Below are 20583 nucleotides of genomic sequence, written 5' to 3' on the forward strand. Positions count from 1 at the left end.
CCTTAAACTTAAACAATGTACTGCATTCAAAATCAGGGTTTGTATGCCAATTCTGCAAGATAAGAAAAAAACACCGCATATACGACTAAAAGACTAGATCGTTTGCTGTTTTTTTAAGACGGCAATTCAGCTTACAGGCTTTAAAACAAGCATGATTGGATACAAAAAAAGGCGGGATAAAACCGCTCTTGCAGCCACCCGCCTCTAACAGCACTCTAAAGTGATTTAATGCTAAATCAGCTCAAAATCCTGTACTTTCGCCAGAAGAAAATCATGCAGCTTACGCACATCTGACACCATTGCCAGCGGTTCAAATTGCGACAGCACCTGCTGATCATGCACACCATACAGCACCCCCACCCGAGGCATTTCAATATTCTGCGCCATTTGCAAATCATATGAGGTGTCACCCACCATAATAGCGCGTTCCGCTGCAATACCTGTTTGCGTCAAAATTTCCGACAGCATTAAAGGGTCAGGCTTCGATTTGGTTTCACTGGCAGCACGTGTCGCCGCAAATAAGTCTGCACTTTGCGTCTGCTGCAGCACACGGTCTAAACCTTTACGGCTCTTGCCTGTTGCCACGGCCAGCTGTACACCTTGCATTTTCAAGTCTGTCAGCATCTCAGACACACCGGAAAACCAAGCATCGCCTTTCGAATTCGCCACATAGTGCGCTGAATAGCACTGCAAAATATCAGCATGCAGCTCTGGCACATTTGGAAATAAACGCTGCGCCACTTCAGGCAATCCTAAACCAATAATGCTTTTAGCATCATCGTCCGTCAGCGGCTGCTGATAGGTCTGCGCTGCAAACTGCAGGCTCGCGACAATCTGCCCCACTGAATCAAATAAAGTGCCATCCCAATCAAAAATGATCAGTTCAACTGGTTTTTTCATATGTGATTTTCCAATGTTTGATACAACTGCGAAGCCCTCTCCTGAACGAGTTTAAAGCGCTGCTTTAAACGATGTGCAAGAAAGGAGACTTTCGCAGCAATGCTTTTAAATTGAAGCGCAAGTGAGGGTTTGGGAGAGGCCTAATGAATTAATCGTCAGACGGTACAGCTGGCTTATCCGCCTTTTGCGCACGCAGCTGCGCCACTAAGCTTTGCATATCTTCAGGTAAAGGCGCTTCAATGACAGCATAGCCAGGAATTTCAAGGCGCATTGCATGCAGGCATAAACGGCGCGGTTTTGGACCTTTATAATCCGTTTCATGGCCATATTTATCATCGCCAATTAGAGGATGGCCAATACTTAAACCATGCACACGGATCTGATGGGTACGGCCAGACAGCGGCGATGCATACACTAAAGTGCCATGCATAAAACGCTCTTGCACATTCCACTGTGTTTTCGACTCTTTACCGTCTTTAGACACCCGTACGCGGCGCTCACCATTGGACAGCTCATAACGCAGCAAAGGCAGATCAATCAGCTGTTTATCTAAACTGACAACGCCCTTCACGACTGCCGCATAGGTTTTTTGTATTTTGTGTTCACGCAGCATGTCCTGTAACGTTTTCAGCACACTGCGCTTTTTAGAAATCATCACCAAACCAGATGTATCACGGTCAATACGGTGAATCAGTTCAAGATATTTTTTACCTGTCGCTGCGCGCAAGCTCTCAATTAAGCCATATGCCACACCGCTGCCGCCATGCACAGCTATGCCAGATGGCTTATTGACTACCATGAGGCCTTCATCTTCATACACCACACGTGACAAAAGGCTTTGCGCAACTTTGTCAGATACAGGCGCAGCCGTTTCATCTTTTTGTTCATAACGGATTGGCGCCACGCGGATTTGGTCGCCAATATTCAATTTCGTTTCCGCTTTGACACGCTTTTTATTGACACGGACTTGGCTTTCTCGGATCAAGCGGTAAATACGGCTTTTAGGCACGCCTTTTAAACGGCTAAACAGAAAGTTATCAATGCGCTGTCCCGCTTGATGCTCATCCACTTCAAACCAAGTGACGCTTTGCCATTGCTGTGTAGAATTCATACAGTTACTGTGACCTAAAAAAATACTAAAATTGATTAAAAATTGATCATTTGGGCTATACATTACACAAGAAACATAAGCTTAGCCCATAGGCAGATGATGCAAGGTTTGATATAGTCAGCGCACGGAAACCATCGTTGATGAACAAAAGTTGAATCGTTTCAGTTTTCTGAACACGTTCATTCAATGCACTGAACATCAAAACACGCATAGGTCCCAAAAGAATTATGCCGACGCCGAAGGCTTATTATATCGGCAAAACTGTAAGCTGTTGCGTTTAATTGCATCTTAAAAATGCATAAAGCAGCTTGCCCAAAAAAATATGTCGCCAACGATTCGTTGGTTTTTAAACGTAAACTGATACACATCAGACTAGTCGCTCCCTGATGCTGCATTCAGGCTACTGCGTTTGATGCATTGGATCTGCACAATTTGTAAAGATACGACGATAATTCCGTATCAAGACGCTCTATCTATTAAAGAAGGGATGATCTTCGAGCAATGTGACAGTGAAAGTTACTCACATCCAATGCACCGCATGTCCGCCAGTGAATCAGTCAGGTGACTTTAATCGTTTAAAGATTGAAGCCGTATTGCCTTCATCAATACGTAAATCAAAAACCGAAGCCCACTATAAAGAAGGCCGGTAAAAAGTTCAGACCGCAATCGTTATATTTGAGTTCTGAACGTTGATCCGTTTTTTGATGTTCGCTGCGTAAATAGCGATATTTTGCTGTGTATCACAAATAGGTGTTACACCCATGAAACGTATGTTGATTAATGCAACACATGCTGAAGAGATTCGCGTTGCACTTGTCACTGGACAGCGTCTTTACGATTTCGACTTAGAAAATCGTACCCGTGAACAAAAAAAATCGAATATCTATAAAGGTCACGTGACTCGCGTTGAACCTTCTTTAGAAGCTGTATTCGTTGAATATGGCGCAGGCCGCCAAGGCTTCCTGTCTATGCGGGAAATTGCCAATTCATATTACAAAGCTGACCCTCGCCAAACTTCAAATATCCGTGAATTGATCACTGAAGGCACAGAGCTTTTAGTTCAAGTGGAAAAAGAAGAACGCGGCAACAAAGGCGCTGCCCTTTCTACATTTATTTCACTTGCTGGCCGCTATTTGGTACTGATGCCAAACAACCCGAAAGGCGGCGGCATCAGCCGTCAAATTTCTGGTTCAGTTCGTGAAGAGTTGAAAGAAATGCTGGCTTCGTTAAATGTACCGCGCGGCATGAGCGTGATTGTACGTACTGCCGGTATTGGCCGTTCGCAAGAAGAGCTGCAGCTGGATCTTCAGCACTTGCTGGATCTTTGGGCGCAAATCCAAAGCACATCAAGCTCTGGCCCTTCACCAATGCTTGTACATCAAGAAGCGGGCGTGGTCACACGTGCGATTCGTGACTACCTGCGTGATGACGTTGCAGAAATCCTAATTGACTCAGAGCAAGCGTATAACGAAGCCTACAACTTTGTGAAAGCGGTGATGCCGCGTCAATTAGACAAACTGAAAACTTATACTTTAAATGAGCCTTTATTTGCTCACTTTGGTATTGAAAGCCAAATTCAAACGGCATATGAACGTGAAGTAAAACTTCCTTCAGGCGGTTCAATCGTCATTGACCAAACTGAAGCTTTGGTTTCTATCGATATCAACTCTGCAAAATCGACCCGCGGTCATGACGTTGAAGAAACAGCGCTCAACACCAACTTAGAAGCAGCTGAAGAAATTGCCCGTCAATTGCGTTTACGCGACATCGGCGGTTTAGTTGTGATCGACTTCATCGACATGACCAAAGACCGCAACCAGCGTATGGTTGAAGCAAAACTTCGTGAAGCAACTCAAAGCGACCGCGCACGCATTCAATTCGGTCAATTGTCCCGCTTCGGCTTGATGGAAATGAGCCGCCAGCGCTTACGCCCATCGCTAGAAGAAGCAACAGGTTATGTATGCCCGCGCTGTCATGGCACAGGCATGGTACGTGACTTGCGCTCACTTTCTCTTTCAATCATGCGTAAGGTTGAAGAAATTGCGCTTCGTGAACGTCACGGTGAAGTTCAGGTTCAAGTTCCTGTCGAAATCGCTGCCTTCCTATTGAATGAAAAGCGCCACAGCCTTGTCTACCTAGAGCAAACATCGAATGTGCGTGTGACAGTTCTGCCGCACCCGCATTTAGAAACGCCGCACTACGAAATTTCTTATAACCCTGAAGGCTTTGCGCCAACAAGTTACGAGCGTACAGAAGCAACGCGTAACAGTGAAAAAGAATTGGGCTATGAGTCTTCTGAATGGCATTTGGAAGATGAGCATCAGGCCGCTCAATCACCTGCAGCTCAATCGCATGAAAAGAGCCAGAAGAAATACAGTAAACACCAGCAGCACGCTCATGCTGCACAGCAAGCGCCAGCTCAAGCTGCAGTACCTGCTGCGCCAGCAACAAGCCCATGCGCTTGGTTAGAAAACCTGTTTGTACAAAAGCAAGCTGCAACCATTGATCAATCACGCACTGCAAATAACGCCGCTGCGTCTATTGAACAAATGGTGAATGGCGGTGCTGTCAGCCGCGGCCAATTCGGTCAAGTTGCTGTCCCTGCTCCAGCTGCCGCTGCTGCAAGCAATGTGTACTTAGCGCCGTCAACTTCTGTAACGCATAAGCCTGAAGTTCGTGAAAACGACAAACTTGCAGACAAAGAAGAAAAAGCGCACCGCAGCAATAACAATAAAAAACCGCGCAATAAGCACAAAGAACAGCGTGAACATGCGCCTCAAGAGCAAACGTCACAGCAAAACCAAGTGCATGAAGAAGTGCTGCAGCCAACGCGCCAAGAACAGCGTCAAGAATCACGTGAAAACAAACGCAATTCACGCCGCCAGCACAACAGCGATCAGCAGCAAGATGTTCAAAACAATCATGAACAGCAGCATGCGGTACCTCGCCGTGACCGTAACAGCAGCCAGCGCCCGAACCGCCCAAACCGCCACCGCGATCCAAGCGTTTTAAACGAGCCAGCTGCAGCGCCTCAGCAACAGCAGCCAGCTGCTGAAACTCATGCGCCGCGCGCTCCTAAAGTTGAAACTGTAGATGTGCCTCAGCAAGAGATCATGCCGACAGCGATGCTGGTGAACATTGATCAAGCGCAAAGCGAAATCGTTGCTTTAACGCCTGAAGCTGCAGCGCCTGCTAAAGCGAAAAGACAGCACCATGCAGCGCCTGCCGAAACAGCAGCGCCTGTTGCTGAAACTGCGGCGCCTGCTGAAGAAACTCCTAAAGCAGAGAAAACGCCTGCAGAGCAGCCAGCCAAAGCGCAGCAAGCTCAGGTTAAACGCGCAAGCAATGACCCGCGCCAGCGCCGCCGCCAACAGCGTGAAGCGCAAGCCCGTCAAGCTCAAGCGCCTAAACTTGCACCTTCGCAAGTGCCTACACTTGGTCAATATACAGTCGGCAGCTTAATCCGCCATGTATATGGTGAAGACTGTTCAGTACTGATTGAACAATTTGGCTTAATCCCGACATTCAACCGTGCATTGCAAAAATTCACGGAAGAATTCGCTGCGACGATGACTGTACAAACTGAAGCGCCTGCAGAGAAAAAACCGGTCACACGTGATGCGGTGATTACCAAAGCTGCGCCTGAAGCAGAGCCTGCTCCAGTGCTTGACTTAACGCCGCCAAAAGCAGAAACGCAAAACCGCGTTGCTAACGATCCGCGTGAACGCCGCCGTTTAGCGAAGCAAGCGCTTGAACAAGCAAAGCTCAGTCAGACTGAGAGTGCTGAAACCGCTCCTGCTGACGCGCCTGCAGCTGAAACAGTGCAAGAAACTGCTCCCGTCGACGCCCCTGCAGCAGAAATCGTGCAAGAAGCTGCTCCTGTTGCTTCTGCACCAGCAGAAACAGCACAAGAATCAGCTGCTGAAGCTGTTATCGACGCTCCAGCCGAAGAAACTGGATCTTCTGTAGCGCCTGCTGAGCCTGAACCAGTACAAGCTGAGCTTGAAGTCGAGGCTGAACAGGCTAAGCTGCCTGAGCAAGCTGAAACAGCGGAAGCTGATGATGATCAAGCCAAAGCAGACAAAGAAAAACCAGCGCGTCCGCGCCGTCCGCGCGGCCGTCCGCCAAAGAAAGCCAACACCGCAGCGGAGTAAGTATTTGCTCAATTGCAGGTAATTAAAAAAATCCAGTCATTTCGGTGACTGGATTTTTTTTGCTATTTTTGTCAAATTAGGTTGATTGCACTAGACCTAAACGATTAAAAGACAATTGTAGAATTTGCCGCAAAATTAATTGCAAAGAAATAAACCCTAACGGGTTACAAAAAATAAATAGGATTCACATGAACCAAACTACACAACACGACCTTATTGGGATTGCTGATGTTGCAGCAAAAATTCCCGCCTTCATTAGCAAAGTCCCTAATTTGTTGAGTGGTCTAAAGCAAGCCTATTTACGCACTCCCAACACCCCAGCAGGCCTTGGCCTTGCATTTGAAAGAGCAGTCAAGCGCAATCCAAACGGCTTTGCGCTGCTGTTTGAAGATCAAAAATATACCTATACAGAACTCAACCAATGGGCGAATCAGATCGGCCACTACTATTTATCTCTAGGCGCGCAAAAAGGCGACGTCATTGCGGTAATGATTGAAAACCGTTCTGAATTGGCCGCAACCATTATCGCTTTAGCGAAAATTGGCGTCACTGCGGCACTGGTCAATACTGCACAGACAGGCAAAGTACTGACACACAGCGTAAACTTGGTAAAACCTATTGCTTTAATTACAGGCGAGGAATGCCGCGCAGCTGTCGATGAAGTCCGTGATACGCTGGACTTGCCTGTCGACCGCTTTCATTGGTTTGCAGATCAGGCGACGCGTCAGCATCCGGGCCGTGCGCCAAAGGGCTATATCAATCTTGCAGAAGCCATTGATGCCTTTGCGAAATTCAATACCCCGACGACACAATCAGTCAAGGGTAAAGACGGTCTATTTTATATCTACACCTCTGGCACTACAGGCCTGCCTAAAGCCGTTATTTTCACCAACAGCCGCTGGACGCTGGCATACGGCACCTATGGCCATGTACTGAATTTAAATCCTGACGATGTCATGTACGTCACTTTGCCGCTGTATCATGCGACAGGCACGGTGGTGTGCTGGTGCGGTGTCATCGCCGGCGCATCAACACTTGCGATCCGCCGCAAGTTTTCAACATCAGCCTTCTGGAAAGATGTGCAGAAGTTCGATGCTTCAGCAATTGGCTATGTGGGCGAGCTTTGCCGCTACCTCATGGATGCGCCGCCTTCAGGACTGGAAAAAGGCCACCGTGTCAAAAAAATGATCGGCAATGGCATGCGCCCCAATATTTGGGACAAATTTAAAGAACGATTCGGCATCGAAGAAGTCTTAGAGCTGTATGCATCCAGTGAAGGCAATGTCGGTTTCAGCAATGTTTTCAACTTTGACAATACGGTCGGCTTCTCTCCTACACCTTATGCCATCATTCAATTTGATAAAGAAAAAAATGAACCCGTATATGATAAAAAAGGCCGCTGCCTGAAGGTTAAAAAAGGTGACGTCGGCTTATTGGTCGGTAAAATCACCAGCCGCTCGCCATTTGACGGTTATACCGATCAGGAAAAAAACAAATCAGTGATTTTAGAAAATGTATTCAAACTTGGCGACCGCTACTTCAATACTGGTGACCTTGTGCGTGACATTGGCTTCCGTCATGCCCAGTTTGTTGACCGTCTAGGCGATACTTTCCGCTGGAAAGGGGAAAATGTCTCGACCACAGAAGTTGAAAATATTGTCAGTGAATATTCTAAAATTTCAGAAGCCGTTGTGTACGGCGTAGAAATTCCAAATACCAATGGCCGTGCAGGCATGGCAGCCATCACCCTGCTCACAGATATTGAACTGAATGATCAGGACTGCAAAGATATGGCAGCAGATTTTAAAAAGAACCTGCCCGCTTATGCCGTTCCCGTATTTTTACGCGTGCAAAAGCAAGTTGAAACTACTGGCACATTTAAATATCAGAAAAATAAACTGAAAGAGCAGGCTTTCGACCCCAATAAAACGGATGAAAGAATTTTGGTTTTATTGCCGCAAACTGATGCTTACTGTGATTTAACCGCCGATATTTATACTGGCATTCAAGCCTACAAATACCGTTTCTAAGCATAGAGTTGCCCGTTTTATTGATAAAAACGGGCAATTTTGTTGTATTTATAATCAAACAAAAGCAAGTTTATGATTTTTTACTTGCGCTACAATGAGATCTTGCTACAATACGCACCATCAAGTGATATGGGTCGTTAGCTCAGTTGGTAGAGCAGTAGACTTTTAATCTATTGGTCCCGCGTTCGAGTCGCGGACGACCCACCATTTACTTCGATACCATGCAAAGATGGGTCGTTAGCTCAGTTGGTAGAGCAGTAGACTTTTAATCTATTGGTCCCGCGTTCGAGTCGCGGACGACCCACCATCTTTCTAAATATCTTCATTTAGAGTAAAATTTGCAAATCCCTAAGGGTCGTTAGCTCAGTTGGTAGAGCAGTAGACTTTTAATCTATTGGTCCCGCGTTCGAGTCGCGGACGACCCACCATTTACTTAGGGCATTCACTTCATTTGCAATCATCTGCAAATATTTTCCAAAAACTTTTAAATATTTAAAATTGACCATTCAGGTCGTTTTTTCACGTCTATATCTTTTAGTCTTCTGACCACTCCTTGTTTCAGCAGTCTTGCTATACAAAATCAAAGAAACCTTTTTTGCTTATCCCTCTCAGCAGCCGGCATAAATTCCCCTTTACTCATCCGATTTCTTTTTCAGCACATAAGCATGATCTGGAAAAGCTTTTTTATTGGTAAAATAGCGCCGATTAATTTCTGTAGCCGTCAGCGTTTTTTCTAGATCCATAATCATATGCCCAGCATGATCTATATGGTAAAAAAATTGAACTCCGCCTGCGTACTGCACAACAATTTGATGGCTGTTCTCATCATAAAACCAGCTGTCTTGGCGGTACTGCCTGCTGGATGAAAAAGTTATCGCGCCTGAATGCACAACGGAGCGGTGTACAATTCCGTTAGGCAGCAACGTGATAATTAAATTAGCACTGCCCTTTTCACAGTCTGCAAACTTATCTGCACAGTCAATTTTGACATCATAGCGCCCCACGTATGGCTGAGCATTTTCTGGAATGATCTGCTCAGCAGAATGACGCGCACGAGTTGAGGCATGCGCAGCAGCTTCAGTCAACTTTCGGCCTTCATCTGCCTGCTCGCTTTTGCCGCGGCCAACTTGTTCGCCATAGCGCTCTACAAGCTGTGCAGAATCTGCAGAACCGCCGCATGCGCTTAGCCCGCACGGCAGGACTGCTAAACACAGAGCAAAACGGAATGCTTTCGCTTTTACATGCCGCTGAATTGACATAACAGCAATTTGTATTTGTTTTTTCATCGACTTCTTACAATATTCTCTTGCAGTCTGTCAGCTTGGAGCGCACTGACAGCACGCTAAAAAAATATCACACACCCATTTGATTTGTATAGTTATTTTTATATTTCATCCATTCTGTTTTAAATTTTAGCCCAGTAAAGCAAAACCATTTTTACATAACATTACTTTTTTTATGCGCAGCGGCCCTTTAAAAAACATCATGCCGCCGCCATTTTTAAAAACATGAGGCAAGAACATGTCTCATATTCATTTTTTGATGAAAGACCATTTCTGAACTTTTAAGGAGACCTGAATGGCCAATGTTGGTTTATATCGCTCTAACCGCTCAAACATGATTGCTGGTGTAATGGGCGGTATTGCTGAACGTTTTGGTTGGAATGCAAACTTGCTGCGTCTTATTTTTATCATTGTGTCAATTATAAGCGCCGCGTTCCCAGGCATTTTGGTATATCTGATTTTATGGCTGATCATGCCTAAACAGCAAATTCAATACACACCGCCATATTCTTCAAATATGCGCACTGTGAACAAAGACCCGCTGTAATCAATGCAAATTTAACTGTTTTTATATTTTAAGCTTTCCCTTTTAGCAGCCATAACCCTCCCCAACGGTTATGGCTTTTTTTTACAAGAATTTTGGCAGGCAGATATTTAAATTTGATGAATTTCAGCAGCCAGCTTAGGTTTGCTGCTGTGCATTCAGTTCTTGATATAGCGCTGCGATCATATCCGCGCGGCTGATCATGCCCACCAATTTTTTTGCTTCAACCACAGGAATATAATTAAACGACCGTTCCACAAAATAAGGCACTAAATCCTGAATAGGCTGATCAGGCCGCACCGTCACGACTTTTGGATTCATAATTTGATAAACGTGATTTTCCCAGCTGGCTTTTGGATCTGCTGCACGTTTAAACCACTCCACAACATCATACAGCGCCAAATTGCCGACCAAACGGTCTAGATCGCTCACGACTGGCAGGCTCATTAAATTCACCTGTTTAAATTTCTCTAAGGCTGATTGAATATCATCTTCAGCACGCAAGGAAATCACTTGCCTGCTCATAATGTCCCTGCAGCTGAATTGACTTAAACCGCGGCGGTTCGCCAGCTGCTGCGCTTCTAAAATAATTTTTTGCAGATCATATTCACTGATGTCGAGCAGCTGACTCTGCTGCTCCAGCACTTGATGAATGTCAGCAGGCTGAATTGACACTTTTTGGGTCGGAGTCGGGTCAGCCGTACGCGTATTCACTTGTAATTTTTGCGGATACTGCTTGCCCAGCAGCCGATTATAGAAAATGGCGATCACCATCAGCAGGACTGAATTTAAAAGCACAGGATAAAAGAGAAACGCATAGCCTAAATCACGCACAGCCTCTCCACCCAATATCGCAGTAATGGCCACTGCACCGCTGGGCGGATGCAGTGAGTCTGTGGTCATCATTAAAATAATTGCCAGAGCCACCGCTAGGCTGAATGCTTCGGTCTGGTTCGGAATGAACAAAGCGCACGTCACGCCAATGAGCGCTGCAATACTGTTGCCGACCACCATATTCCACGGCTGCGCCAAAGGACTGGCAGGCACAGCAAATAACAGTACAGATGAAGCCCCCATCGGCGCGATATACCATGCATTGATATCACCCAGCACCAGCCAGCTAAGCAATGAAGAAAGCCCCAAACCGAGCAATGCCCCAACGCCGCACAAAATGCGGTCTTTGAGCGGCAGAACTTTAAAATTAGGTTTTAGCGTATTAAGCCAAGCTGCTTTTGCATGAAACACAGGATGCCCGATTTGTAATTTTCTAATGGGACTGCATTATAAAGCGTTAACCAGCTAAGATGTATTCATTTTATATCTTTTAATAATTCATAGAACTGCTTTAAGCCTCCCATATAAATCCCGCTATTCACAGCTTCCGTCTTCTAGCGTTTTCAACTTTACCTCATGTTCGATTCAGCTTAAAGTAGATGCTTATAACAATACAGGATACGGTAAAGCATGGCGCAATCGGAATGGCTTGCTCTCGTCATCTGCTTAGCGGCGGCCATCTTACATGGCCTATGCGGTTTTGGCTTTCCCATGATGAGTACCGCAGCGCTGTCAATGCAATACTCGATGCAAACTGCTGTTGCACTGGTTCTGCTGCCCTGCTTAGCGCTGAATATACTGATGCTGAAAGCAGATGCATCCCGCAGCTTCTGGCAAAGCACCGTGCACTATACAGCCCAATACTGGCCGCTGATTTTAAGCAGCTTAATTGGCAGTTTTATTGGCGTACAGGCCTTGCTGATGCTCAGCGAAGCTTTTCTCAAGTTTGCCTTAGCAGGCATCCTGTTTATTTATCTAGCCGATCAGCTGCGCTCACAGCCTATGCATATTGCGCCCACAACATTTAACATGCTGGTTTTCGGCAGCTTAGCCGGTGTCATTGGCGGCGCAACCAACGCCATGGCGCCTTTTTTGATGATGTATCTTTTAAGCTCCAAGCATCAAAAGATTGAGATCATCATGATTAGCAACTTATGCTTTATTGTCAGCAAATTGATTCAGCTCGGTTTGCTTTTCCCGCATATTGCCAATTTTGATGCGCAGCAAAATTTCTTATTAATTCTATTATTTGCAGCAGCTTTAGCAGGAATGTATCTGGGCAGCCATATCCGAGCTTATTTGTCCCAAGAAAAATTTAAAAACTTCATTTTATGGATTTTGGCATTGCTGGGGCTGAGTTCATTTTGGCAGGCACTTCAGCTGATCAATCTATAATTGGTCTAAATAAACTTTGAATAGTCTATCAATTGCTCTACCATCGACACCTTTATGCTTAAACTACAGCTATATCAATTAAATTGCAGAGAAAGAAACAGATGAATCAAGTTCCTAATCTTGCTACTCCCACCAACATTATGCCTAAAGGCCTAATAAAAGGCTGGATTGTCATTTTCATAGCACTCATTGTCTCCCTCGGGCTATATCAAGTTCTGCCCTACGATGATTATGCGAATAAAGGCCTTTCCTTACTGGTCTTCATTGGTATTTTATGGCTGACTGAAGCTATTCACATCACCATTACCGCACTGTTAATTCCTATATTAGCAGTACTGATCGGCATGCCAATGGCTAAGGGCGATGAACTGGTGCCTATCACCACCAAAGCCGCTTTAGCCAACTTTGCCGATCCAATTATTTTCTTATTCTTTGGCGGTTTTGCCCTCGCCACAGCCCTGCATATTCAAAAGCTGGATAAAAAAATTGCTACGTGGATTATTTCCATGTCCGGCGGGCATTTGGGAATTTCCGTTTTGGCCATTTTCATCGTGACCGCAGTGCTGTCGATGTGGATTTCCAACACGGCAACCGCAGCAATGATGCTGCCTTTAGCTTTGGGCTTATTGTCACACTTTGATGGCGAAAAAGACCGTAAAACCTTTGTGTTCATCTTACTTGGTATTGCTTATTCAGCCAGTATTGGCGGTTTAGGCACGCTGGTCGGCTCACCCCCAAATGCAATTGCAGCCAAGGCTTTAGATTATGATTTTGCAGATTGGATGAAGATCGGCTTGCCAATGATGCTGGTGGTTTTACCAGCCATGATTGCATGCCTGTACTTCATTTTACGTCCTAAGCTCAATCACAAAGTAGACTTTAAAACCGAAGTGATTCCATGGACTAAAACCCGTATTGCGACCATGATCCTGTTTTTGACGACAGCTTGCGCTTGGATTTTCAGCAAACAAGTCGGCGATGCTCTAAGCTTGTCTCAAACAGATACATGGATTGCTTTAGCAGCAGCCTGCCTTGTGGTGATTTTAGGCACAGCAACATGGAAACAGATTTCTGAAAATACTGACTGGGGTGTACTGTTCCTATTTGGCGGCGGCTTAACCCTCAGCGCCATTTTAAAAGACTCCGGCAGTTCGCTGGTCTTGGGTCAAACCATTGCCAATACCTTTGGCGACACGTCACCGCTGGTCATCATTTTTGTCGTTGCAACCTTTATTATTTTCTTAACAGAATTTACCAGCAACACCGCTTCTGCTGCGCTGCTGGTTCCAGTGTTTGCCGTAATTGCAGACCAAATGGGCATGCCGAAAGAAATTCTGGTGATTATTATCGGTATTGGAGCATCGTGCGCCTTTATGCTGCCTGTGGCTACGCCGCCAAATGCAATTGTCTTCGGTACAGGACATATTCAGCAAAGTGAGATGATGAAAGTCGGATTCGTACTGAATGTCTTATGTATTTTCATTATTTCTCTGTTTGTGTACTGGTTCTTTATTTAAACTTTAAACCATAAAAAAGCGCCTGAAGGCGCTTTTTTTTAGCTCAATCAAAACATGTTTTAAAGCTGCTTTTCATTTAAATAACGCCAATAGCGCTGAGGTACATATTGCACATGCAGTTTGAGATTTTGCCGCTCTTGAATATTTACACTTTGAAAATAGGTCTTCCACAAACGGTCACACAGCTCTTCCGCATCATTCAAAGCAATGATGAAATGCTGACTATGCCCAGCTGCAATTTGCGCATCAATATGGTGCGCATTCAAACTCACCTCATGAATTTGACTCAGATCATAATACAAACCGTATTGACGCGTTTCATCATAAATCAGCCATTTTTGGTCTTGATAACGGGTTTTAAAGTGCGGAGCAATCACTGGCAAGACATTAAAATCGGGCGCGATCAAACTTAAATACACATCATCTGCCGTTTTCTTAAACCGTACAAAAGCCTCCATACGATGCTTTTCACGTCCAACCTTTTTTGCCCATTGCGCAACTGCCAGCACACTGGTCTGCATATAGTTTTTTTCAACAGCGTATGAGTTTAAAAACACATGCACTGCATAATCAAACAAATGCTGAAAGGCATCTAAGGATTCAGATAAATAAGCCAAATAAAACTGACGCAGAGCCGTCCTCGACAGCCGCTGCTGCAGCCCTGCCCACACCCGTTCTGCATGAGCAGGATTATTCGCCACGTCAATACTGTCATCCGCAAGCAATAAATGCTGACAGTGATTGGGCAAACTTAAGCTGACATCAAACTCTTTAAACTGAAAAGCGCGAAAAATACAGCTCAGCAAGCCAACTTTAGAGCCATCGAAAACATACTGAATTTGCGCAGCTGGCATCTGATTAAAAACCTAAATTTAACTGAGGAGATAACGGTTTTTCATATTTAGACGAGCCGCCTTGCACAATATTTTGCCGAATTTGCGCAGAGGCCAATTCCCGCTGAAACGCAGGGCTATCTTCACAGCGGATAAAATATTGCGCCCGCTGATAAGCAACACCCAGTTTTTTCAACAAGTCACTGCGCACTTTGCCAAACTTTCGAGCCTGCACAATTTTCTTGGCCGAACGGACACCGATGCCCGGCACACGTAAAATCATCCAATACGGCGCTCGGTTTAAATCGACAGGAAACTGCTCTGGATGCCTTAAAGCCCAGCTCAGTTTCGGGTCAACCTGCAAGTCTAAATTGGGATGAAGATCATCTACAATTTCATGCGCTTCAAAGCCATAAAAGCGCATGAGCCAGTCACTTTGATACAGGCGGTTTTCACGCAGCAGCGGCGGCGCTGAGCCGACTGCAGGCAAATGATTATTGTCTGTATTGATTGGAATATAGCCTGAGTAATACACGCGTTTAAGTTTAAATTCTTTGTAATGATGATCAGCCATCAGCAGGACATCACGGTCCGTTTCCTGATGCGCCCCCACCACCATTTGCGTGGTTTGCCCTGCGGGCACATATTTCGGCACATGACGAATCACCAGACCTTCATCTTTCAGCTGAATTAAGCGGTCACGCACTAAGGCCAAATCTTTTTGAACTTCTTGATGTGATTTTTCAGGTGCAAATGTCTGCAAGCCCAATGCAGTTGGCATTTCCAAATTAATGCTCATGCGGTCTGCATATAAACCGGCTTCATGAATCAGCTCTGGCGATGCGCCCGGAATGGTTTTTAAATGAATATAGCCATTAAAATTTTCTTCTAAACGTAATTTTTTAACCACCTGCATCATGCGTTCCATGGTGTGGTCAGCAGATTTAAAAATACCTGAACTTAAAAACAAGCCTTCAATATAATTGCGCCGATAAAAATTAATAGTGAGATCAACAACTTCCTGCACTGTAAATGCTGCGCGCTGCACATCATTTGAACGGCGCGACACACAGTAGGCACAGTCATAAATGCAGACATTGCTGAACAAAATTTTCAGCAGCGATACACAGCGCCCGTCCTCAGTATAGCTATGACAAATCCCAGAGCCAGTATTCCCCAGTCCTTTTTCCTTATTTTTACGGTCACTTCCACTCGAAGAACAGGACACATCATATTTGGCGGCATCTGCCAAAATACTCAGTTTTTCTTGGATTCGATCTGTCATAAAACCACCATTTCAGTTCAAACATGACAGCAAGTATAGAGACTGCCGCACCCACAGAACCGGACTGGACGACACCATATGTCGCAGTAAAAATATTGCAAATAAAATGAAGCCTTTGCTCAGCAAGATTTTTGTAACAGAAGGTCTGGACAAGCAGCAAGCCAGTATCTTTTTTAAATCCGATCTGCGCTTTACAAAACATTCGGACAGATACTGCAAATCAAACATGAAATTTAAGCGAAGCCTTTGCCACTCTCCTGCAAAATCCTTATACTTAGAAGCAATTTTTTTCTAATTTTAAGTGGATGACCATGAGTCGCGCCATATCGCATATTGATACTTTCCAAGGCTTAATTTTAGCCTTACAAAACTACTGGGCTGAACAAGGCTGTGTTGTTTTACAGCCTTACGACATGGAAATGGGCGCTGGTACATTCCACACTGCAACATTCCTGCGCGCTTTAGGCCCTGAAACTTGGAACGCGGCATACGTTCAGCCTTCACGCCGTCCTAAAGACGGCCGTTATGGCGAAAACCCAAACCGTCTGCAGCACTACTACCAATTCCAAGTGGTACTAAAGCCGAACCCAGACAACATCCAGCAGCTTTACCTCGACTCGTTAAAAGCAATTGGTATTGACCCGCTTGTACATGACATCCGTTTTGTCGAAGACAACTGGGAATCACCAACACTCGGCGCTTGGGGCTTGGGCTGGGAAGTTTGGCTCAACGGCATGGAAGTGACTCAGTTTACTTACTTCCAGCAAGTCGGCGGTGTTGAATGCTACCCTGTAACAGGTGAAATTACTTACGGCCTAGAACGTCTTGCCATGTACCTTCAAGGTGTAGACTCTGTTTACGATCTTGTTTGGACTAAGGGCCAGTTCGGTACAGTCACTTATGGCGATGTATTCCATCAAAATGAAGTGGAACAATCGACGTATAACTTCGAATATGCGCCTGTAGACAAAATGTTTGAGCTATTCGACTTCTATGAAGCTGAGGCGACACGTTTAATTGAAGCTAAACTTCCGCTTCCTGCCTACGAACAAGTGATTAAAGCATCACACAGCTTTAACTTGCTCGATGCCCGCGGCGCAATCTCTGTGACTGAACGTCAACGTTATATTTTACGCGTACGCTCATTGGCTCGCGCAATTGCAACAAGCTACGTGGCAGCGCGTGCGGAACTTGGTTTCCCTATGGCGGAACCGCATTTGCGTGATGAAGTATTGGCTCAATTAAAAGCACAAGTTGAAACCGAAGCACAGCAAGGTTAATTATTTGATAAAACAAAAATGAAAAGGAAGTAAATCATGCCAAGTGTGACCATTGAAGTAAGACGTGAATATACAGTCGAGCAAGAAATTGCCATGATTGAAGCAGTTCAATCCGCTTTAGTGACGCACTTTAAGATTCCTGAAAAGGATAAGCATATTCGCTTCTTTTCTCATTTGCCGCATCGTTTTGCCTGTCCGCCGCATCAGGAACAGTCTGAGTTCTACACGCAGATTACGATTGATGCTTTTGCGGGACGCTCTATAGATGCAAAACGTGCGCTTTATCAAAGCATTGTAGATAACCTCAAGTTACTTGGTATTCCGCCGGCTTATGTCACCATCGTTCTTCGAGATATTCCTTTAGAAAACTGGGGAATTCGAGGCGGCCAGGCTGCTTGTGATGTAAATTTAGGATTTAAAGTTGATGTTTAAATCAACTGAAATGTGATACATCAACATTTAAAGAAGATATTTGAAAATGAAACATACTGTATTGTTCGAGCTTGGCTGTGAAGAACTTCCGCCAAAAAGCCTAAAAAAATTACGTGATGCGCTGCAAGCAGAAACAGTTAAGGGCTTAAAAGATGCAGGCCTTGCATTTGATGCCATTGAAGCATACGCAGCGCCGCGCCGTTTAGCGCTTAAAATTGTCAATGTAGATGCAGCTCAAGCCGATACACAAAAACGTTTTGACGGTCCTGCGAAACAAGCAGCCTTTGATAGCGACGGCAACCCAACTAAAGCTTTAGAAGGCTTTATGCGCGGTCAAGGCATTACGGTTGATCAAGTATCAACTTTCCAAGCAGGTAAAGTTGAAAAAGTTTGCTACTTAAAAGACGTGAAAGGCCAAAGTCTTGATGTTTTACTGCCGCAAATTTTACAAGCTGCCTTAGATAACTTGCCAATCGCTAAACGCATGCGTTCTGCAGCCAGCCGTACTGAATTTGTGCGTCCTGTAAAATGGGTTGTATTGCTGAAAGACAACGACGTTGTTGATGCAACGATTCAAGACCACAAAGCAGGCAACGTGACTTATGGTCACCGTTTCCATGCGCCAGAAGCCATTACTTTAGCCAATGCTGAAGAATATCTTCCGAAGCTAAAAGCGGCTCACGTGGTTGCAAACTTTGAAGAGCGTCAAGCGATTATTGACGCTCAAGTGAAAGCGTTAGCTGACGAAGTAAATGCCATTGCGATTGTGCCTGCAGACTTACGTGACGAAGTAACTGCACTTGTAGAATGGCCTGTTGCCCTACGTGCAAGTTTTGAAGAACGTTTCCTTGCTGTACCGCAAGAAGCGCTTATCACGACCATGCAGGACAACCAAAAATATTTCTGCTTAGTAAATGCTGACAACAAACTTCAGCCTTACTTCATTACTGTTTCAAACATTGAGTCTAAAGACCCGACTCAAATTATTGAAGGTAACGAGAAAGTAGTTCGTCCTCGTTTGTCGGATGCAGAATTCTTCTTCTTGCAAGACCAAAAGCAGCCGCTTGCATCGCGTAAAGAGAAATTGGCGAACATGGTATTCCAAGCACAATTGGGTACGCTGTGGAACAAGTCTGAACGTATTGCAAAATTGGCTGTTGCACTTGCGCCAATCACAGGTGCAAACACAGCGGATGCTGAAAAAGCGGCCCTTCTTGCGAAATGCGACTTAACGTCTGAATTAGTGGGTGAGTTCCCTGAACTTCAAGGTATTGCAGGTACTTACTATGCACGTCTTGAAGGTGAAAACCATGAAGTTGCTGAAGCATTAGGCGAGCAATATCTTCCGAAATTTGCAGGTGACGTTTTACCTCAAACCAAGACAGGTACAACCATTGCCCTTGCGGATCGCCTTGATACATTGACAGGTATTTTCGGTATCGGTCAAGCGCCTACTGGTTCTAAAGACCCGTTTGCACTGCGCCGTTCTGCGATTGGTATTTTACGCCTTGTGACTGAAAACGATTTAGACGTTTCAATTGAAGACCTGATCAAACTTGCACTTGCTGCCTATGGCGATGTATTGAAAGACCATGAGAAGACTTTAGCGGATGCGGTTGCATTCCTTGAAGGCCGTTACCGTGCGAAATACGAAGACCAAGGTGTTGCAGTTGATGTGATTCAAGCGGTTCAAGCGCTTTCACCTAAGTCACCGCTTGATTTTGATAAGCGTGTAAATGCCGTAAATCATTTCCGTAACTTGCCTGAAGCTGCTGCGCTTGCTGCTGCCAATAAGCGTGTTGCGAATATCTTAGCGAAAGAAGCTGCGCCTGAAGGCGCTGTGGTTGAAGCAAACTTGGTTGAAGATGCTGAAAAAGCATTGTTCGCTGAACTTGCTAAAGTGACTCCTGTGGTTGAGCCATTATTTGCTGCCAAAGACTACACTGCTGCATTGTCTGCGCTTGCTGCGCTACGTGCGCCTGTAGATGCATTCTTTGATGGCGTGATGGTGATGGCTGAAGATGCGGACTTGAAAGCAAACCGTTTACGTATGCTTGCTCAGCTTCGTGACTTATTTACGAAAGTGGCTGATATTTCAGTGCTGCAACACTAAGCTAAATATTTGAAATAATATAAGAACCCCGCTTAAATAAGTGGGGTTTTTTAATATTCGTAAATTACAAATTTATCAATATACTGAACCACGGTTTTATCTTCGACAATAATCCCTAAACTTAATTTTGGTCGAGTAAGACCTACATAGAATTTAGCTCGTGTTGCATCAGCTAATTTATGATTTGAATCAATTAACCATTTCAACATATCCGTTGTTGGATACAATAGCACACGATCAAGCGTTAATCCTTTGGCAATGCCCATATTCATGAATGCAAAATTATGATTTACTTCAGTTTTCGCTGTTAGACGTAGTTGTGTTGGTTTGTAATTATTTAAATAATGATCTATTCCACTTCGTGGTACAATAAAAACCCCCAAATGTTCATCTTCATCAACACAACAAGCACATGTTTCTGTTGGTTTAAATGATTGATAAAGTAAAGATGATAAATCACAAATTGCTTTTTCATTTCTATGTGAAAATTGCAAAGTATTTTCATCTAGCTCACATAGAGTATGCCAAAATTTTAAATAAAATTCTTTCACACCACCTGTATTATATAACTTATATTTTGGCAAATTATTCGTGGAATAAGTACATTGTCTAGGATCACCGACCAATAAAACATTATTTACTGACTTCAGAATATTAGTAACAACATCAAAATCGTAACCTGATAAATCCTGAACTTCATCAATATAAATATGCTTATAAATCCTAGAAAGCCTATCAAAAATTAAATTTGGGCATTTCTCATGAGTTTTCACTATAAATTTCGAAATTTTATCAGAATAAATTTTCCAATCTTTCGTAAAATAATGTGAAAAGCTTTTTTCATTAGTCCTAAGTGCAGATTGTCCACCTTC

General features: G+C 44.5%; 16 protein-coding genes and 3 tRNA genes. 12 read left to right on the forward strand and 7 right to left on the reverse strand.

All coding sequences use genetic code 11. The features are described from left to right. Window positions 1-231 precede the first annotated feature (231 nt). Entirely contained in the window at window positions 232-900 is a 669-nt protein-coding gene (locus D7V32_RS13755) for an HAD-IA family hydrolase (RefSeq protein ID WP_120403417.1), read from the reverse strand. Between the two features lie 148 nt (window positions 901-1048). Beyond that, window positions 1049-2011 carry an RluA family pseudouridine synthase gene (locus D7V32_RS13760; RefSeq protein ID WP_120403433.1) on the reverse strand — a complete coding sequence of 321 codons (963 nt, stop codon included), beginning with the start codon at window positions 2009-2011 and terminating at the stop codon, window positions 1049-1051. Window positions 2012-2520: 509 nt separating this feature from the next. On the opposite strand from D7V32_RS13760, the gene D7V32_RS17375 reads away from it, so the two are divergent. The 6 genes from D7V32_RS17375 to D7V32_RS13790 all read left to right on the forward strand — a co-directional run bounded on the left by D7V32_RS17375 (window position 2521) and on the right by D7V32_RS13790 (window position 8623). Then, window positions 2521-2661: a hypothetical protein gene (locus tag D7V32_RS17375; protein WP_171407673.1), complete on the forward strand. Its 141-nt coding sequence runs from the start codon at window positions 2521-2523 to the stop codon at window positions 2659-2661. 111 nt (window positions 2662-2772) lie between these two features. Then, window positions 2773-6165, forward strand: a complete 3393-nt coding sequence (locus tag D7V32_RS13770; protein ID WP_120403418.1) for an Rne/Rng family ribonuclease — start codon at window positions 2773-2775, stop codon at window positions 6163-6165. A gap of 188 nt (window positions 6166-6353) precedes the next feature. Then, window positions 6354-8195, forward strand: a complete 1842-nt coding sequence (locus D7V32_RS13775; protein WP_120403419.1) for a long-chain-acyl-CoA synthetase — start codon at window positions 6354-6356, stop codon at window positions 8193-8195. A 131-nt stretch (window positions 8196-8326) separates the two neighbouring features. Then, window positions 8327-8402, forward strand: a tRNA-Lys gene (locus D7V32_RS13780). Between the two features lie 24 nt (window positions 8403-8426). Next, window positions 8427-8502 (forward strand) — tRNA-Lys (locus tag D7V32_RS13785). A 45-nt stretch (window positions 8503-8547) separates the two neighbouring features. Next, window positions 8548-8623, forward strand: a tRNA-Lys gene (locus tag D7V32_RS13790). Between the two features lie 204 nt (window positions 8624-8827). Here the strand turns inward: D7V32_RS13790 and D7V32_RS13795 are convergent. Beyond that, window positions 8828-9481, reverse strand: a complete 654-nt coding sequence (locus D7V32_RS13795) for a hypothetical protein (RefSeq protein WP_120403420.1) — start codon at window positions 9479-9481, stop codon at window positions 8828-8830. 292 nt (window positions 9482-9773) lie between these two features. Here D7V32_RS13795 and D7V32_RS13800 point away from each other — a divergent pair, with 292 nt between their 5' ends. Beyond that, window positions 9774-10025, forward strand: coding sequence for a PspC domain-containing protein (locus tag D7V32_RS13800; protein WP_120403421.1), 252 nt, complete (start codon window positions 9774-9776; stop codon window positions 10023-10025). A 135-nt stretch (window positions 10026-10160) separates the two neighbouring features. Here D7V32_RS13800 and D7V32_RS13805 read toward each other — a convergent pair whose 3' ends face one another. Further along, entirely contained in the window at window positions 10161-11267 is a 1107-nt protein-coding gene (locus D7V32_RS13805) for an HPP family protein (protein WP_120403422.1), read from the reverse strand. Window positions 11268-11486: 219 nt separating this feature from the next. Between D7V32_RS13805 and D7V32_RS13810 the strand changes: the two genes are divergently transcribed. Next, window positions 11487-12251 carry a sulfite exporter TauE/SafE family protein gene (locus D7V32_RS13810; protein ID WP_120403423.1) on the forward strand — a complete coding sequence of 255 codons (765 nt, stop codon included), beginning with the start codon at window positions 11487-11489 and terminating at the stop codon, window positions 12249-12251. Between the two features lie 101 nt (window positions 12252-12352). Continuing rightward, window positions 12353-13768: an SLC13 family permease gene (locus D7V32_RS13815; RefSeq protein WP_120403424.1), complete on the forward strand. Its 1416-nt coding sequence runs from the start codon at window positions 12353-12355 to the stop codon at window positions 13766-13768. A 59-nt stretch (window positions 13769-13827) separates the two neighbouring features. On the opposite strand, the gene D7V32_RS13820 is transcribed toward D7V32_RS13815, so the two are convergent. Together D7V32_RS13820 and D7V32_RS13825 are read right to left on the reverse strand one after the other, a co-directional pair. Continuing rightward, on the reverse strand, window positions 13828-14622 hold the full coding sequence (locus D7V32_RS13820) for a TIGR03915 family putative DNA repair protein (protein WP_120403425.1): 795 nt from the start codon (window positions 14620-14622) through the stop codon (window positions 13828-13830). Window positions 14623-14626: 4 nt separating this feature from the next. Beyond that, a complete protein-coding gene (locus D7V32_RS13825) occupies window positions 14627-15886 on the reverse strand; it encodes a putative DNA modification/repair radical SAM protein (protein ID WP_120403426.1) in 1260 nt (419 codons plus the stop codon). 311 nt (window positions 15887-16197) lie between these two features. On the opposite strand from D7V32_RS13825, the gene glyQ reads away from it, so the two are divergent. Genes glyQ through glyS form a run of 3 tightly spaced genes read left to right on the forward strand, consistent with a single transcriptional unit; the run spans window position 16198 to window position 19711 of the window. After that, window positions 16198-17166: a glycine--tRNA ligase subunit alpha gene (gene glyQ, locus D7V32_RS13835; RefSeq protein WP_120403428.1), complete on the forward strand. Its 969-nt coding sequence runs from the start codon at window positions 16198-16200 to the stop codon at window positions 17164-17166. A 36-nt stretch (window positions 17167-17202) separates the two neighbouring features. After that, window positions 17203-17598, forward strand: coding sequence for a tautomerase family protein (locus tag D7V32_RS13840; protein ID WP_120403429.1), 396 nt, complete (start codon window positions 17203-17205; stop codon window positions 17596-17598). 46 nt (window positions 17599-17644) lie between these two features. Further along, entirely contained in the window at window positions 17645-19711 is a 2067-nt protein-coding gene (glyS, locus tag D7V32_RS13845; protein WP_120403430.1) for a glycine--tRNA ligase subunit beta, read from the forward strand. 50 nt (window positions 19712-19761) lie between these two features. On the opposite strand, the gene D7V32_RS13850 is transcribed toward glyS, so the two are convergent. Continuing rightward, on the reverse strand, window positions 19762-20583 hold an 822-nt coding region (locus D7V32_RS13850), incomplete at its 5' end, for a UvrD-helicase domain-containing protein (protein WP_120403431.1).

Source organism: Acinetobacter tianfuensis (genome assembly GCF_003611465.1).
Classification (GTDB): domain Bacteria; phylum Pseudomonadota; class Gammaproteobacteria; order Pseudomonadales; family Moraxellaceae; genus Acinetobacter; species Acinetobacter tianfuensis.